This window comes from Salmonella sp. SSDFZ69 (assembly GCF_004010755.1).
Taxonomy (GTDB): Bacteria; Pseudomonadota; Gammaproteobacteria; order Enterobacterales; family Enterobacteriaceae; genus Salmonella; species Salmonella enterica.
Genome location: NZ_CP034831.1, coordinates 273,480 through 291,037, shown reverse-complemented (window position 1 = coordinate 291,037; position 17,558 = coordinate 273,480). Strand labels below are relative to the sequence as shown.

Genomic DNA, 17,558 nt, shown 5'->3' with positions numbered 1-17,558 from the left:
GCTCTCAACAACAACGCCCGCTTCTGTGGGCGTTTTGTTTATCCCCCCTTCTTCGCAGTACTCAGTACATCATTCCATCACACCAAACATAATTAGTGTGATCCACTAATTAGTTTGCGTATCATTTGTATAATAACCTATTGATCAGGCTAATAACCGCAGTCTATATCAGGGTAAGTCTTTTCGGCGCGTTTTGATATACGCGCTCATACGTTTCGGGATGGCATTAAAAGGCGAAGGAATATGAATACAACTGCACCTACGGGCTTGCTGCAGCAACCTCGTCCATTCTTCATGATCTTTTTTGTAGAATTATGGGAACGATTTGGCTATTACGGCGTCCAGGGCATCCTGGCGGTCTTTTTCGTTAAACAATTGGGTTTTTCTCAGGAACAGGCCTTTATTACCTTTGGCGCTTTTGCGGCGCTGGTTTATGGCCTGATCTCCATCGGCGGCTATGTTGGCGACCATCTGTTAGGGACTAAACGCACCCTGGTCCTGGGCGCGATTGTGCTGGCGATTGGCTATTTTATGACCGGCATGTCGCTATTAAATCCCGATCTGATTTTTATCGCACTGGGTACGATTGCCGTGGGCAACGGGTTATTTAAAGCCAATCCCGCCAGCCTGCTCTCTAAATGCTATCAGCCTAAAGATCCCCGGCTGGATGGCGCTTTCACCCTGTTTTATATGTCGATTAACATCGGTTCTTTGTTATCGCTATCGCTGGCGCCGGTGATTGCCGATAAATTTGGCTATGCGGTGACCTATAATCTGTGCGGCGCTGGTTTAATTGTTGCGCTTCTGGTGTACTTCGCCTGCCGTGGCATGGTGAAAAATATCGGTTCTGAACCGGATCATAAACCGCTACGTTTTCGCAATTTGCTGCTGGTACTACTCGGCACCGTCGTCATGATTTTCCTCTGCGCCTGGCTGATGCACAACGTTAAGATTGCCAATCTGGTGCTCATCGTCCTTTCTATCGTCGTCACTATTTTCTTCTTTCGCGAAGCGTTTCGTCTGGATAAAACCGGCCGCAATAAAATGTTCGTGGCGTTTATTCTGATGATTGAAGCCGTGCTGTTTTACATTCTGTATGCGCAGATGCCTACCTCGCTGAACTTCTTTGCGATTAATAACGTGCATCATGAAATTCTTGGATTCACCATTAATCCAGTGAGTTTTCAGGCTCTGAACCCATTCTGGGTGGTCGTCGCCAGTCCGGTACTGGCAGCGATTTACACCCGACTGGGTAGCAAAGGCAAAGATCTGACTATGCCGATGAAGTTTACGCTCGGCATGTTCCTCTGCGCGCTGGGTTTTCTGACCGCCGCCGCCGCCGGGATGTGGTTCGCCGATGCGCAAGGACTGACGTCGCCGTGGTTTATCGTGCTGGTGTATCTGTTCCAGAGTCTGGGCGAGTTGCTGATTAGCGCGCTGGGACTGGCAATGGTCGCCGCTCTGGTGCCGCAGCATCTGATGGGCTTTATTCTGGGAATGTGGTTCCTGACCCAGGCCGCCGCCTTCCTGCTCGGCGGTTATGTGGCGACCTTCACTGCCGTACCGGAAAACATCACCGATCCGTTACAGACGCTGCCCATTTATACCGGCGTCTTTAGCAAAATTGGTCTGGTAACACTGGCGGTCACCGTGGTGATGGCCATTATGGTGCCGTGGTTAAACCGGATGATTAATACGCCAGGTACCGAACAGTAATACTCAGTGCCGGATGCGGCTTACGCCTTATCCGGCCTACAAATAATTGAGAATCGTAGGCCCGATAAGCGCAACGCCATCGGGCAATCCGTTACTCCGTCAGAGGGGTTCCGGCATAAATATCAAACCGATGCCCTTTGGTGACGATGGCGTTGGGCGTCGCGACATCCGCCAGCGGCGGCGCATAATCGGGACGTTTAACCACCACGCGTTTGGTCGCCAACTGACGCGCCGGTTCCAGCAGTCCGTCGGCGTCTAAATCCGGCCCCACCAACGACTGAAACACCCGCATCTCTTTCTTCACCAGCGCGCTTTTCTGCCGGTGAGGAAACATTGGATCGAGGTAGACCACCTGCGGGCGCGGCGTGATATCGGTTAACGCCGTCAGGCTGGAAGCATGAATCAACTGCAAACGCTCCTGAAGCCAGCCGCCAATGTCCGCATCGGCGTAGCCGCGCGTCAGACCGTCATCGAGCAACGCGGCGACCACCGGATTACGCTCCAGCATCCGCACGCGGCAACCGACGGACGCCAGTACAAACGCATCGCGCCCCAGTCCGGCCGTGGCATCAACCACATCCGGCAGATAATCGCCTTTGATACCAACGGCTTTCGCCACCGCTTCGCCGCGCCCGCCGCCAAACTTGCGCCGGTGCGCCATCGCGCCGCCGACAAAATCGACGAAAATACCGCCGAGCTTCGGTTCGTCGCGCTTGCGCAGCTCCAGATGTTGCGGCGTCATCACCAGCGCCATTAGATTGTCTTCGTCATGCTCCAGTCCCCAGCGGGCAGCCAGAACAGATAAGGCGCCGTCTGTGGCGCCCGTTTCATCCATTAAGCAGATTTGCACGTAAAATCAGCCTTTAATCCCGTAATGCTCCAGCATCGCGTCCAGTTGTGGTTCACGGCCACGGAAGCGTTTAAAGAGTTCCATCGGCTCTTCAGAACCACCGCGAGTCAGGATGTTATCAAGGAACGACTGACCGGTCTCACGGTTGAAAATGCCTTCCTCCTCAAAGCGGGAATACGCGTCCGCCGCCAGTACGTCGGCCCACAGATAGCTGTAGTAGCCTGCCGCATAGCCGCCAGCAAAGATATGGCTGAATGCATGTGGGAAGCGGCCCCATGTCGGTGACGGCACCACGGCGACCTGTTTTTTAATTTCAAAGAGCGTCTCAAGAATTTTCGCTCCTTGCTGCGGGTTAAATTCCGCATGCAGACGGAAATCAAACAGACCGAACTCCAGTTGACGCAGAATAAACAGCGCCGCCTGATAGTTTTTCGCCGCCAGCATTTTATCCAGCAGCTCCTTCGGCAACGGTTCGCCGGTTTCATAGTGGCCGGAGATAAACGCCAGCGCTTCCGGCTCCCAGCACCAGTTTTCCATAAACTGACTTGGCAGTTCGACCGCGTCCCACGGCACGCCGCTGATACCGGAGACCCCGGCGGTCTCAATGCGGGTCAGCATATGATGCAGGCCATGACCAAACTCGTGGAACAGGGTGATCACTTCGTCATGGGTAAACAGAGCGGGTTTACCGTTCACCGGACGGTTGAAATTACAGGTCAGATAAGCGACCGGCTTTTGCAATGTGCCGTCCGCCTTACGCATCTGGCCGACACAGTCGTCCATCCACGCCCCGCCGCGTTTGTGTTCGCGCGCGTACAGGTCAAGGTAGAAGCTGCCGCGCAGCTCGTTATTTTCGTCATACAGTTCAAAGAAACGCACTTCCGGGTGCCAGACATCAACATCAGTACGCTCTTTGGCGGTGATGCCGTAAATACGTTTCACCACTTCAAACAGGCCATTCACGGCTTTGTTTTCCGGGAAGTACGGGCGTAGCTGCTCATCGCTGATGCTGTACAGGTGCTGTTTTTGCTTTTCACTGTAGTACGCGATATCCCACGGTTGCAGCTCCTCAACGCCAAATTCGGCTTTGGCGAAGGCGCGCAGCTGGGCCAACTCTTTCTCCCCCTGCGGGCGGGCGCGTTTCGCCAGATCGGTTAAGAAATCGAGCACCTGCTGCGGATTTTCCGCCATCTTGGTGGCCAGCGATTCATGGGCATAATTTTCGAAGCCCAGCAGTTGCGCCAGTTCATGGCGCAGCGCAAGAATTTCTTCCATCACCGGGCTGTTATCCCACTTACCGGCGTTCGGCCCCTGGTCGGAGGCACGAGTGGAATAGGCGCGATACATCTCTTCGCGCAACGCCTGGTTGTCGCAGTAGGTCATGACCGGCAGATAGCTCGGGATATCCAGGGTCAGCAGGTAACCTTCCTGCTCTTTGGCTTCCGCCTGGGCTTTAGCGGCGGCGAGCGCGCTTTCCGGCATTCCCGCCAGCTCGGCTTCGTCGGTGATGAGCTTCGTCCAGCCCATGGTGGCATCGAGCACATTATTGCTGTACTGGTTGCCCAGCTCAGACAGGCGAGTGGCGATTTCGCCGTAACGCTGCTGTTTCTCTTTCGGCAGGCCGATGCCGGACAGTTCAAAATCACGCAGCGCGTTATCAACCGCTTTCTTCTGCGCGGTATTCAGCGTGGCGTAATGATCGCCGTCGCGCAGGTCGCGGTACGCGTTGTACAGTCCTTCATGTTGCCCAACCCAGGTGCTGTATTCAGACAGCAGCGGCAGCGTCTGTTCGTAGGCTTCACGCAGCTCCGGACTATTTTTCACCGAGTTTAAGTGGCTAATTGGCGAGAAAATACGCCCCAGAACATCGTCGGCTTCCGCCAACGGCTGGCAGAGGTTTTCCCAGCTATACGGCGCGCCATGCGCCACAACGCCTTCTACCGCCGCCCGGCAATCGGCCAACGCTTTGGTGACCGCAGGCACCACATGCTCCGGTTTAATTGCAGAAAAAGGCGGCAGTGAAAAAGACGTTAGTAATGGATTGGTCATATGCGCAGTCCTGTAGAAGAAGGTGAGTGGAGCGCGCTTTTGGCGCTCTCGCGATGAGATCTAGAATGGGGGATAGTAAGGGGAATTTCAATGATGGACAGCGTACAGACGTGGGTATCGCTGCAATAAGCCGCCCCTTTAACATCATCCCGGCTTACGTTTTATCAGCCGGGTGACAACGTCAGCGCGTTTTTCTCGCCATCTCGTAAGCAGCGGACAGATCCAGACGCTGCCAGAACTGTTGATCCTCGGTCTCGCCCGACAACGGATATCCTGCCGGTAACGCCGTCTCTTCCATTAACGCCTGACGCTGCGCTGGCGACAGGTTCGGCAGCGCTGTCTGTAGCAGAACATCGGCGCCTTTTGGTATTTTCAACGGCTGATGCTCGCCTTTCTGTTGCGGCAGGTTATAAGTCATGGTGAAGCGGTAGAAGGTATGCATAGCCGGATCGCGGTACGGATCGTCTTTTCCGGCCGATGCCGCGCATTCGACAATCGTCGTACCGCACTCTTTCACCAGCGCCTCGCGCAGTTGGGCGCGAGCTTCGTTGAATAACGTACGGTAATACGGATCGTTAAGATAATGCGCGACATTACGCTGCGCGACCATCCGCGCGCCCATCACATCCAGCGGATAGTGTACGCCAAGAACCAGGCGAGAATAGCCATAACGCGCGCCACGAATCACCAGCGCATCAAAGCGTTCCGGGATCATTTCCGCCATCAACAGCGCATCCGTATAACCGGTATTCGTGTGTCCGCTGGGGAAAGCACCGCCACCTGCGGTATAAGGATGACCATCTTTTACCACCACATCATCCGGCGTCAAATGGATAGTATTACCCGGCACCTGGTAAGGACGCGGGTAATGAAAATATTTTTTCGCCGCGCCGGTGCTGACTTCCGAGGCTTTAATCAACGCTGCCGCTTTGCCCAACTCACCTTTATCATAAGCGGCGAGAAATGCCCGCCCCAGCCGCGGCCCCATTGCGTCGCTCAGGAAATAGAGATACTCCACGCTTTCCGCATCCGCCAGCGCCTGGTGACGGGTATTAACATCGGCATCGTGATTAATCGCCGTCACCGTCGCCAGATTGTCTTTCAATACTGCTTCCGGCAATGTATTGAAGGCGGAAAGTAGGGTAATCCCCATCTGTTGATTCTCAGTAGTATGAAAATCATAACCGCTAGCCTGTAACCAGGCATTATCCGCCTGGATGGAATTCTGTCGCATCTGAGCCAGGGCGTCGCGAGTCAACGCGGCGGTATCGCCTTGTAATGCCTTACGCAACTGTGTCAGCCATTGAGCCTCAAGGTCATTAAAGGCGACGCTCGCCGAGTCGGGCGTCACGCTTTTCGCTATCGACTCCGCCTGGGACAGGGGAATATCTTTCGCCAGTGCCGGCATCGCCAGCGCCAGAGATGACGCCAGTACAGTAATGTGTAGTTTCATTATGGTTCCTTTCATTAAAAATAACGCCAGGTCAAAACTACTACCTTGCCCACAGGCGATGCTGGCCTGCGCAGTTGACGGTTTGATGATACGAACACGTCTTGCAATACTTTCACAACGCGCGAAACAACATGGCGGTACTGGGGTAATCTGCGCGGATCTGCGGTAAACTATCGGCTAACTTGTTTACTTCCCGGAATATCTGCATCCATGCTCAGTTATCGCCACAGCTTTCACGCTGGCAACCACGCCGACGTCCTTAAACATACCGTTCAGAGCCTGATCATCGAGTCGCTAAAAGAGAAAGAAAAACCGTTTCTCTATCTGGACACGCACGCGGGCGCGGGGCGTTATCAGTTGGGCAGCGAACATGCTGAACGTACCGGAGAGTATCTGGAAGGCATCGCCCGTATCTGGCAGCAGGACGACCTGCCCGCCGAACTGGAACCGTATATTAGCGTCGTAAAACATTTCAACCGCAGCGGGCAGTTACGCTACTATCCGGGCTCCCCGTTAATCGCCCGCCAGTTGCTGCGTGAGCAGGACAGTCTGCAACTCACGGAATTGCATCCCAGCGACTTCCCACTGTTGCGCGCGGAGTTTCAAAAAGACAACCGCGCCCGCGTGGAACGCGCTGACGGCTATCAGCAACTGAAAGCCAAATTACCGCCGGTTTCCCGCCGCGGTCTGATCCTCATTGACCCACCTTATGAAATGAAAACCGACTACCAGGCGGTAGTCAGCGGCATCAGCGAGGGTTATAAACGTTTCGCCACCGGTACATACGCGCTATGGTATCCGGTGGTGCTCCGCCAGCAAATTAAGCGCATGATTCATGATCTGGAGGCCACCGGCATCCGTAAAATCCTGCAAATTGAGCTGGCGATCCGCCCGGACAGCGATCAGCGCGGGATGACGGCGTCCGGTATGATCGTGGTTAACCCGCCGTGGAAACTGGAGCAGCAGATGAACAACGTGCTACCGTGGCTGCACAGCAGGTTGGCGCCAAACGGTCACGGACACACTTCGGTAAGCTGGATCGTGCCGGAGTAATCACAGCCATCGGTGGAACCTTTCACCTTCAGGTATACAATCGCGAATATTTTGGCGGGTAGCGCAGAATCTATCCGTCCGACAACGAACATAAAGGAGCGGTCATGACCAAACACTATGATTACATCGCTATCGGCGGCGGCAGCGGCGGTATCGCCTCGATTAACCGCGCCGCTATGTACGGCCAGAAATGTGCGCTCATCGAAGCCAAAGAGCTGGGCGGCACCTGTGTTAACGTGGGCTGCGTGCCGAAGAAAGTGATGTGGCATGCCGCGCAGATTCGTGAAGCGATTCATCTGTATGGCCCGGACTACGGTTTTGACGCCACGATTAATCAGTTCGACTGGAGCAAGCTGATTGCCAGCCGTACCGCGTATATTGACCGCATCCATACTTCATACGACAACGTGCTGGGCAAAAATAACGTGGATGTGATTAAAGGCTTTGCCCGCTTTGTCGATGCCAAAACCATTGAAGTGAACGGCGAAACCATCACCGCCGACCATATTTTGATCGCTACCGGCGGCCGTCCGAGCCATCCGAGCATTCCAGGCGTGGAATACGGAATTGATTCCGACGGTTTCTTTGCGCTGTCTGCCTTGCCGGAGCGCGTCGCGGTGGTAGGCGCAGGTTATATCGCCGTTGAACTGGCTGGCGTTATCAACGCGCTGGGGGCGAAAACGCATCTGTTTGTCCGTAAACATGCGCCGCTGCGCAGTTTTGACCCGATGATTAGCGAAACGCTGGTTGAGGTGATGAACGCCGAAGGCCCGCAACTGCATACTCACGCCGTGCCGAAAGCGGTGGTGAAAAACGCCGACGGCAGTCTGACTCTGGAACTGGAAGATGGCCGCAGTGAAACCGTTGATTGCCTGATCTGGGCCATTGGTCGCGAACCGTCGACCGACAATATTAATCTGGCGGCGGCGGGCGTGAAAACCAATGAAAAAGGTTACATCATCGTTGATAAATGGCAGAACACGAACGTAGAAGGCATTTACGCCGTTGGCGATAACACCGGCGCAGTGGAGTTAACGCCAGTCGCCGTCGCCGCCGGTCGCCGTCTCTCCGAACGCCTGTTTAACAACAAGCCGGACGAGCATCTGGACTACAGCAACATCCCGACCGTGGTCTTTAGCCATCCGCCTATCGGCACCGTCGGGTTAAGCGAGCCGCAGGCGCGCGAGCAGTACGGCGACGAGCAGGTGAAAGTCTATAAATCATCGTTTACCGCTATGTATACCGCGGTGACGACGCACCGCCAGCCGTGCCGTATGAAGCTGGTCTGCGTCGGGCCGGAAGAAAAAATTGTGGGTATCCACGGTATCGGCTTCGGCATGGATGAAATGTTGCAGGGCTTCGCAGTGGCGCTGAAGATGGGCGCTACCAAGAAAGACTTCGATAATACCGTCGCTATTCACCCGACCGCGTCGGAAGAGTTTGTGACCATGCGTTAAGATCTTGTGCGCCCATCTTCGAGGGTGGGCGCACAAGCCTTCATGATTAATACGTACTGAAATAACTCTGGATCAGTTCCGGATTACGCGTCTGAGTTAATGCCGTCATCAGCAAGACTCGCGCCTTCGCCGGGTTGAGCGAGTCAGACACCAGCCCTGGCTGCCCTTTATCCAACGGTACTATGCCGTTTCCGGTGCGGGAAGCACGCACCACGATAATCCCGGCCTTCTCCGCTTTTTTAATCCCCGCGTCGCTGCGTACCGAGACTGAACCTGCGCCGGTTCCGGCATAAATAATACCGTCCGCGTGATGGGCGATCGCCGCATCATACATATATTCCGGGTCGTCCTGATAGCCGTAAATAATCACCACATTGGGTAATTTCTTGATATTACGTACGTCAAAAACAGATCGCAGGGTATGAATTTTTTCCACCCGCGTTTCGAACTGTGGCTGACCATTAACGATGACCCCCAGATAGCCCTCTTCCGGCGCTTTAAAGGTATCCAGAGTCGTGGCATTGGTTTTCGTTACAAAGCGCGCCGAACCAATACGATCGTTTAAAACGACCATTACACCGCGTCCCTTCGCATTCGGGTCAGCAGCCACCGTGACCGCTTCCAGCAGGTTCATTGCGCCATCGGCGCTGATTGCCGACGCGGGCCGCATTGCAGCGGTAAACACCACCGGTTTGTCGCTTTTCACGGTCAAATTAAGAAAGTAGGCGGTTTCATCGAGCGTGTCAGTGCCATGAGTAATAACCACACCGTCAACATCGTCCCGCGCCAATAACGCATTCACCTTCTGTGAAAGTTTCAGGATGATATCGCTGGTCATATTTTCGCTACCAATATTCGCCACCTGCTCGCCGTCAACGCGAGCGATATTATTCATTTCCGGCACGGCATTTATTAATGTTTGCACGCCAAGTTCACCGGATTTATATCCGGCGGTTTGCGTATTATTGGCTGCCGTCCCGGCGATAGTACCGCCTGTCGCGAGAATAACAATATGCGGTAGTGACGTTGTGCTAAATACACAGTGGCTGATGAGCAGCAACACGGTGGCCATGAAAACTCTAATTTTCATTTTCTTCCTCTGAATTAAAAATAATAAGTGGCGTGTGCTATAAAAACATGAATAACAATCAGGCCAGAACCATTTTTCCTATTAACAGCCCGACAATGACCGAGACAATCACGTTAACTAATCCCGGACGCATAAAACTATGGTTAAGCACATATTTGCCGATACGCGTCGTACCGGTGTCGTCAAACGCCAGCGCCGCCAGACACTGTCCCGCCACCGGAATAAAGAAATAGCCGTTAACGGCAGGCCAGGAACCGATTAATGCATAAGCGGGCAACCCTAACGCCAGCCCCAGCGGCAACAGAATTAACGTCGTTGCCGCCTGGCTGCTGACCATAGCGGACACGAAAAACATCATAATGGCGATAAGCCAGGTATGCTGTTGCAATAGAGTTTGCACTTCTGCCTTAATCAACGCGATATGACCATTCACGAACGTCTCACTCATCCAGGCCAGGCCGAAGGCGCAGACAATCGCCAGCGCGCCCGCCCGAAATACCGTACCGCTGATAATCTGATCGACCTGCGGCCGACATAACAACACAATCAGGCAGGCAAAAGAGAGCATCGTAATCTGGATAGCGGCGGACATCGAAAGCGGTTGTAGCCCTTTCGCTGTTTCCACCATGGGCCGCAGCGCCGGAATCAGTCCTAACAGAACGATAACGATCGCGCTGGTCAGAAATAACGCCACCGACAATTTGGCGCGCGAAGTGACCACCGTATTTTTACTTCTTTCTGCGCAGGTTTAATTAACCCTTCAGCAAGCCGACGTTGATATTCCGGATCGTCTTTTAACTCTTTTCCTTTATTAAAGGTCGCTATTGCCCCCATCGCTACGCCGATTAACGTGGCGGGCACGCAAATCATCATAATGGTTGAAATAGAGACGCCCAACGGCGCCATTAAACCAATCATCGCCGCCATGGCGGCAGATATAGGACTGGCGGTAATCGCCTGTTGCGATGCGATAACGGAAATAGATAAAGGACGTTCCGGTCGAATACCAGAATCCCGTGCGACTTCAGAAATAACCGGTAACAAGCTATAAACGACATGCCCCGTTCCTGACATAAAAGTGAAGATATAACAGATAAACGGCGCTAATAACGTAATGTAACGAGGGTGGCGACGCAGAATTTTTTCCGCCAGTTTGACCAGTAAATCCAGCCCGCCGGAGGCCTGTAAAGAAGCGGCCGCCAGGACAACAGAAAGAATAATCAGAATAACATCAATCGGTGGCGTAGAAGGCGTCAAGCCAAAAATAAAAACCATCACGCCGACGCCTAACCCGCCGACCATCCCTAAAAATACGCCGCCGATCCTGGCGCCTATCATCAGGGCCACAAGGATAAAACATAATTCCGTCCAAAACATACTTCCTCCTGGGTTATCTGGAGTGAGTGTCGCTTTACATTGAGGGACGTAACCTATTGTGCAAACGGTTTACCAAAGCCAAATGCGCCGTAATGAGATAACACCTGCGCCGCCGATTTCCCGCCCTGCCGCATGGCGCGTAACACGCTTTCTTTATCGGGTTCCGCCATACCCGATTGCAAAATGGTAAGCAAAAAACCGGTTAAGAAGGCGTCGCCTGCGCCCAGCGTATCGACAGGTTCGATATAAGCAGGTTGCCACTCCAGATAATCCGCGCCGGAAAAATAATAAACTTTTTCATGCCCGCAGGTGGCAATAATATGCCGACAGCCATAACGATAAAGTTTATTGAGTTTTATTTTGATTTCATCTGGCGATAACCCGCTACAGGAGACAAATCCATAATCTACCCACGGGCATACCTTTTCAAAATAGTCGTCTGTACCGCGCCCGGAAAAATCAAAAGAGAGTAAGACGGTTTGTTGTTTAATTTTCTCCAGTTCCGATTCCAGGTGGCCATTAATACTGGAATGGACTAAGGTAAATTGTGATATATAGCGAAGATCGTCGTCAGACAGACTAAAAGGATGTTCCCGCAATACGCCGTTTTTGTTGCTGGCGACAAATTGCCGATCGCCATGCGAGAGACGGATACAGGCATACCCATTTTCGCCGGTATAATGGCGGCTGTGAGAGATGTCTATCTGTAGCTGGTGTAATACATCCTGTACGTGCTGCGCGGCGTCGTCATTGCCAAACGCCCCCATAAACGCGCTGGGGATGTCTGCTAATTTCGCATAGACAGCAAAATTTAATGCATTACCGCCGGGGTACATGATGCCGGAATGCAGGTATTTATCGACAACGTTGTCGCCAATACCCAATACGCTGATGCTCATCATTATTCCTTGTTTGTCTTTACAATAAAAAGCGTCCCTGCTTTTTTATCCATCCTGATGTAATTAATATTCCACTTTCCACATATAGCGGCGCGTCGTTAACGGATGCTGACGCGCCTCAGCTAACGCCCGATTGTAAACGGGATAAACGTTATTAAAGAGAGAGTGGTTAAAGTAATCAATAACCGTGGTTTTAATGGTCGATAGCCCCAGTTCTTTCGCATCGACAACTTCAATCCGGCGGCCATATTTTTTCAGGAAGTTTAACGCGCGTTCATCCACCGCCCGCGTATTGCCCTCGGAAAACTGGAAGAAGAAAGGCGTATTCGCATCGGTAATTTCAAACGGCCCGTGGAAAAACTCACCGCTATGAATACAGGCGGAATGTATCCATTGCATTTCCATAAAGATGCAGATGCTCTGTAGGTAGGCTGCGCCATAGCCCGCGCCGCTGGCGACGGTGTAAATGACTTTATCGTCTTTATATTCCTGCGCGAACGCCTGCGCGCGTTCCGCAACCTGCTCGCAAGCGCGCCAGACGATACGGTTGATTTTGCTGACGCCATCCTGAAAATCGTCATAGTGCGCATACCCTTCCGTCTGCTGGAGCAGTTCGACCGCACTCAGCAGGCCTTTCATCGTTTTCTCTCCGGCAATATCTTTACCGTCGCCAAACGTGTACGTTTCCACATAGTCGCAATGCGCCACCAACGGTGAATCCATTACCCAGGTTAAACCAATGACCGGCGCGCCGTGCTGACGGGCGATTTCAGCCGCTTTAATTGTCTCTGGCGTATTACCTTTGTGGGAGGCGACAACCACAACGGCATTTTCTCCCAGCGCTACCGGCGGGTTGTTAATAAATTCTCCGCTGTTATACAGACCGACAGTCAACGCTTTCGCTTCTTTTTCTAAAAATGCTTTCGCCGGATAGAACGCCGCATAAGAACCGCCGCACGCCACATAATAGACGTGTTTAACGCCTCCTTTCTCTGCCTGGCTGGTCACAATATTGCTAACTGTCTCTTTCATACCCATCATGCTTTCCTCTGGTTCCATAAAGATACAGGCGAGGATTCGCCATAAATGACTCATAATGTATTGTTATTTTTATATGACATTTAAAGACATTTGATCAAGATGGAAACCAAAAAAAATCGGGATCCGCGATCTGGATCCCGATTCAGCCTGCTCTTCGTTAGCGTAATGCTGACATCATACGGTAAACCGTATTTTATCGCCGACAATCAACTGTTGCGAAACGCAGGAGAGTTCTCCTTTGTTATCAATCATTTCACTTTTTATCAGGATCAGCGGATAACCCTCGTTGACGCCAAGATAATGGGCGACTTCAAAGCTGGCATAAACCAGTTCGATCATCTTACGGGAGTGGGTAAACCATAAATGGTATTTCTCACGTAAGCATTCATACAAAGAGTGATTATTAAGATCTTCGTCCAGCAAAAACGCAAAACGTGGGGGAAGATGTACGGTTTCCAGCGATACCGCCACATCGTCGGCATAGCGGATACGTTCAATGACGACCGCTTTTTCGCCATCGTTCATATTCAGTAACGCTTTTGTCTCATCGTCTACCGATTCAAAAACGGATTTGATGGTGCGTGACCCCGGGCGACGTCCCTGGGACTGGCATAACTCGCTGAAACTCATGATGCCGGTCATGCTACGCTGAAATTTCTCACCAGAGACAAAGGTGCCTTTGCCGGAGACACGGGTCAGCAAATTTTCACGCGTCAGCGCATCCAACGCCTTACGGACCGTGACCCTGCTCACCTGCCAGCGCGCGCTCAGTTCATTTTCCGTCGGGATCTGCTGGCCTGGTTTATACTCTCCACGCGCAATGGCCTCTTTTAAGGCGGCTTCAAGCTGCTTATAAAGCGGTTTGGCGCTTTTACTGTCGGGTTGCTCGATCATTTGTATCCATTTGTATTATCATGGTGCCATAGCTTGTATTATAACTATTTACGTTACCTTTGCTTGTGAATCCACGCCATGCGGTGACGTAGTGATACCGCTATGAAACGAATGTTCTGATTTTAGGTCTGGGGCGGGCGTCATGAAAATAGGATTTTCGCAATACTATTCAGTAAGTTATAAATTGTTTTTCTTGAGAGACAAATTGCAAAATGTGATCTATCGCACACTTTGCCACTCAGGTATCGAAGCGAATGTCTACGCTTAATAGACAGCCGGGCAACACCCGTATCTTTTACGACGCAAGCCGGAGGTCCTTGTCATTATGCTCAACCAGAAATTAAACCCCACGCCTTCTGAAGATCTGACTATTGATGTCGATCTGCTTTATGAAACAGACCCGTGCGAGTTAAAGCTGGATGAAATGATCGAGGCGGAACCGGAGCCGGAGATGATCGAGGGGCTTCCCGCCTCTGACGCCCTGACCCCTGCCGATCGGTATCTCGAACTGTTCGAGCATGTACAGTCAACAAAACTGTTTCCAGACAGTAAAACGTTCCCGGACTGCGCGCCGAAGATGGACCCGCTTGATATCCTGATCCGCTACCGTAAGGTCAGACGCCACCGTGATTTTGACTTACGCCGTTTCGTCGAGAACCATTTCTGGCTACCGGAAACCTTATCCAGCGAGTATGTCTCTAACCCCGAAAACTCGCTCAAAGAACATATTGACCAGCTTTGGCCGATACTGACGCGCGAACCGCAGGATCATATTCCGTGGTCTTCGCTGCTGGCGCTGCCGCAATCCTATATCGTGCCGGGAGGCCGCTTTAGCGAAACCTATTATTGGGACTCTTATTTTACCATGCTGGGTCTGGCGGAAAGCGGGCGCGAAGATTTACTTAAATGTATGGCGGATAATTTCGCCTGGATGATTGAAAACTATGGCCATATTCCCAACGGCAACCGGACCTATTATCTGAGCCGTTCGCAGCCGCCGGTTTTCGCCCTGATGGTTGAACTGTTCGAAGAAGATGGCGTACGCGGCGCGCGGCGTTATCTCGACCATCTCAAAATGGAATACGCCTTCTGGATGGACGGCGCCGAATCGCTGGCGCTCAACCAGGCTTATCGCCACGTTGTGCGGATGCCGGACGGTTCCCTGCTGAACCGCTACTGGGACGATCGCGACACGCCGCGCGACGAGTCCTGGCTGGAAGATGTCGAAACCGCAAAACATTCCGGTCGTCCGCCCAATGAAGTCTACCGGGATTTGCGCGCCGGGGCGGCGTCCGGCTGGGACTATTCTTCACGCTGGCTACGCGATGCGGGCCGGCTTGCCAGCATACGTACGACCCAGTTTATCCCTATCGATTTGAACGCTTTTCTGTATAAACTGGAGAGCGCTATCGCCAATATTTCAGCACTGAAAGGCGAACGTGACACCGAGGCGCTATTTCGCCAGAAAGCCAGCGACCGACGCGCCGCCGTGAACCATTATCTGTGGGATGATGAAAACGGCTGTTATCGGGACTATGACTGGCGACGCGAAGAAATGGCGCTCTTTTCCGCTGCCAGTATCGTGCCGCTGTATGTCGGTATGGCGAACCACGAGCAGGCCGACCGTCTGGCAAATGTGGTACGCAGCCGTCTGTTAACGCCCGGCGGGATTATGGCGACCGAATACGAAACCGGCGAACAGTGGGATAAACCGAACGGCTGGGCACCGCTGCAATGGATGGCGATTCAAGGCTTCAAACTGTATGGCGACGATATGCTGGGCGATGAAATCGCCCATAACTGGTTAAAAACGGTGAACCATTTTTATCAGGAGCACCATAAACTGATCGAGAAATACCATATTTCCGGCGGTACGCCCCGCGAAGGCGGCGGGGGCGAGTATCCGCTACAGGACGGGTTCGGCTGGACCAATGGCGTGGTGCGCCGCCTGATTGGCCTTTACGGAGAGCCTTAACCTGCTCCGGCCTCAGTGAATCGCATCATAAATGGCTGACTGAATTTTCAGCCATTTTTTATTGTCTGCGCTGGGCCGGGCCTGAGCGCGCAATCGGGCCTGCTCCGTATCGTGCTGCTGGCGCGTCACAACAGCCGGAACGGTGCAAAACGTTTGCAAATAGGTTTTATGCATCGCGGTCAGCGGCGCGCCGCTCGACATGTCATGACTTAACGTTGTGATAAATCGTCGGCAGGGTTTGACCTCATCCATCAGCGCGGGATAACGCAACAACAGTTGCAGCACCTCGGTATGTCCTGCCGCAAACGCCTGCTCCGTCCACGCGAGCTGCCAGTTCATTCCGCCCTGGAGGAACAGCGCCGTCACCCGCGTATCATTGCGCTCTATCGCCGCCCGCATGGTAAACGCATCCCAGGTAATCCCCATATGATTGAGCGTTTCCCGCGCGGAAGGCGCCTCGCGCGGCGGTTCATCCTGCGCCATTGCGGGAGCTTGCCCGTTATCGGAGCCTGGCGACGGCGAACTAAATAGCCAGAACGCGCCCGCCAGTATCGCCAGCGTCATGACGCCAACCCCGGCCCACAAAGTGCCGGAAATAAGTTGCTCACGCTCTTCAGGCGTACGCGGAGGCCGCTTACGCGGTGGTTCTATGCTCTCGCTAATCTCATGCTTATCTCCCCCGGCCTGCCGATCTTTAAGCCGCGCGGTTTCCCAGAACTGGCGCAATTCACGTTCATCCGCCAGCAGAAACGAAGCGGGATTCACGCGAGTACGTTTTTCGGCATAGGCGCGCTGGATGGGCCGAACGATTTGCTGATACTGAACGTTTAGCAGCATAAGCTGCGCTGAGGTGAGCGGCTGCCTGGCGATAACCTCGTTTCGCGCGAGGCGGCAATCATCCAGAAACATACGCAGGGTGGTGCGCGACTCGGCGAACAGCGTTAACGCTGAGGCGTCATTAAAAATTCTGACGTAATGACGGGCAAATAATTTTTTATCGACCACCATAAGCGCCAGTTCGCTGAACAACATGCCTTCCAGCGCATGTTGATCTTCTCCCTGTTTTAACCACTGGCGCAAACGGTCCGGGCCAAAATGTTGCTTGAGGTAGTGATTCAGCGACGCCCGATCCGGCCATGCGCGCGCAATAAGCGCTTTTAACGTCAGTTCTATCGCCCGAAGCTGACGCTGCGCCTCAAGATGCGCCTCCTGGTCGGGTTCTTCCAGCTCAGTTTGATACGTCAGTAGCGGCTGCTGCTGACGTAGATGTTCCAGCGAGGTGACAAAACGCAACGCGGCAAGGAGTTGATTTTCGCTCACCTCTTGCCCGCTGTCATACTGGGGAACATGCTGCTGAAGGTGACGCAGTTGCAGCATAAACTGGCTCAACTGCGCGTCATTTATCCGCAATTTTTTCGCCACCGCGCCCCAACCGCCCAGGTTAAGACGCGCCTGCTCAAGTTGTTCCATGAACCACCGGGGCTCTTTTCCCTCTGTGGTATGAATACCCAGCAGCAGCAGGATTTCTATTGATGCCTGGCGGATAATCCCCAGGCTATGTTCAAAAGGCGCGCGTGTCGCCTGCGAAGCGCTATTCGTCATTATCTTCCCTAAAAAGACGATCCCGCGACGAGATCTTCGTTTTCTTTTAATTATGTTTTTTCATAGATATAACAGATTTAGCCACATTTCAGTGACTTAATC

General features: G+C 53.0%; 12 protein-coding genes and 1 pseudogene. 4 read left to right on the top strand and 9 right to left on the bottom strand.

The features are described 5' to 3' along the window. Positions 1–243: 243 nt before the first annotated feature. Positions 244–1,716, top strand: a complete 1,473-nt coding sequence (gene dtpB, locus EOS98_RS01345) for a dipeptide/tripeptide permease DtpB (protein WP_126523769.1) — start codon at positions 244–246, stop codon at positions 1,714–1,716. Between the two features lie 91 nt (positions 1,717–1,807). Here dtpB and rsmJ read toward each other — a convergent pair whose 3' ends face one another. The 3 genes from rsmJ to EOS98_RS01330 all read right to left on the bottom strand — a co-directional run bounded on the left by rsmJ (position 1,808) and on the right by EOS98_RS01330 (position 6,068). Further along, positions 1,808–2,566 carry a 16S rRNA (guanine(1516)-N(2))-methyltransferase RsmJ gene (gene rsmJ / locus EOS98_RS01340; protein ID WP_023202869.1) on the bottom strand — a complete coding sequence of 253 codons (759 nt, stop codon included), beginning with the start codon at positions 2,564–2,566 and terminating at the stop codon, positions 1,808–1,810. A 6-nt stretch (positions 2,567–2,572) separates the two neighbouring features. Further along, a complete protein-coding gene (prlC, locus tag EOS98_RS01335) occupies positions 2,573–4,615 on the bottom strand; it encodes an oligopeptidase A (protein ID WP_000184178.1) in 2,043 nt (680 codons plus the stop codon). 181 nt (positions 4,616–4,796) lie between these two features. Then, a complete protein-coding gene (locus EOS98_RS01330) occupies positions 4,797–6,068 on the bottom strand; it encodes an acid phosphatase (RefSeq protein WP_000766150.1) in 1,272 nt (423 codons plus the stop codon). A gap of 210 nt (positions 6,069–6,278) precedes the next feature. On the opposite strand from EOS98_RS01330, the gene EOS98_RS01325 reads away from it, so the two are divergent. Together EOS98_RS01325 and gorA are read left to right on the top strand one after the other, a co-directional pair. Further along, a complete protein-coding gene (locus EOS98_RS01325) occupies positions 6,279–7,121 on the top strand; it encodes a 23S rRNA (adenine(2030)-N(6))-methyltransferase RlmJ (protein WP_000954233.1) in 843 nt (280 codons plus the stop codon). Positions 7,122–7,225: 104 nt separating this feature from the next. Then, positions 7,226–8,578, top strand: coding sequence for a glutathione-disulfide reductase (gene gorA / locus EOS98_RS01320; RefSeq protein ID WP_000160769.1), 1,353 nt, complete (start codon positions 7,226–7,228; stop codon positions 8,576–8,578). A 46-nt stretch (positions 8,579–8,624) separates the two neighbouring features. On the opposite strand, the gene fraE is transcribed toward gorA, so the two are convergent. The 5 genes and pseudogenes from fraE to EOS98_RS01295 form a co-directional block, all read right to left on the bottom strand. Then, positions 8,625–9,668 carry a fructose-asparagine asparaginase gene (gene fraE, locus EOS98_RS01315; RefSeq protein WP_126523768.1) on the bottom strand — a complete coding sequence of 348 codons (1,044 nt, stop codon included), beginning with the start codon at positions 9,666–9,668 and terminating at the stop codon, positions 8,625–8,627. A 58-nt stretch (positions 9,669–9,726) separates the two neighbouring features. Continuing rightward, positions 9,727–11,045, bottom strand: a pseudogene (locus tag EOS98_RS01310) (anaerobic C4-dicarboxylate transporter family protein). A 53-nt stretch (positions 11,046–11,098) separates the two neighbouring features. Next, positions 11,099–11,944: a fructose-aspartate kinase gene (gene fraD / locus EOS98_RS01305; RefSeq protein WP_126523767.1), complete on the bottom strand. Its 846-nt coding sequence runs from the start codon at positions 11,942–11,944 to the stop codon at positions 11,099–11,101. Between the two features lie 63 nt (positions 11,945–12,007). After that, the gene (gene fraB, locus EOS98_RS01300; RefSeq protein ID WP_077905336.1) at positions 12,008–12,985 is read right to left on the bottom strand and encodes a 6-phosphofructose-aspartate deglycase; all 978 of its coding nucleotides are present in this window, start codon (positions 12,983–12,985) and stop codon (positions 12,008–12,010) included. Between the two features lie 174 nt (positions 12,986–13,159). Then, positions 13,160–13,879: a GntR family transcriptional regulator gene (locus EOS98_RS01295; RefSeq protein ID WP_000572566.1), complete on the bottom strand. Its 720-nt coding sequence runs from the start codon at positions 13,877–13,879 to the stop codon at positions 13,160–13,162. A 325-nt stretch (positions 13,880–14,204) separates the two neighbouring features. Between EOS98_RS01295 and EOS98_RS01290 the strand changes: the two genes are divergently transcribed. Next, positions 14,205–15,854, top strand: a complete 1,650-nt coding sequence (locus tag EOS98_RS01290) for an alpha,alpha-trehalase (RefSeq protein WP_000934254.1) — start codon at positions 14,205–14,207, stop codon at positions 15,852–15,854. 12 nt (positions 15,855–15,866) lie between these two features. On the opposite strand, the gene EOS98_RS01285 is transcribed toward EOS98_RS01290, so the two are convergent. Next, entirely contained in the window at positions 15,867–17,456 is a 1,590-nt protein-coding gene (locus EOS98_RS01285; RefSeq protein WP_023212593.1) for an STY4199 family HEPN domain-containing protein, read from the bottom strand. Positions 17,457–17,558 lie beyond the last annotated feature (102 nt).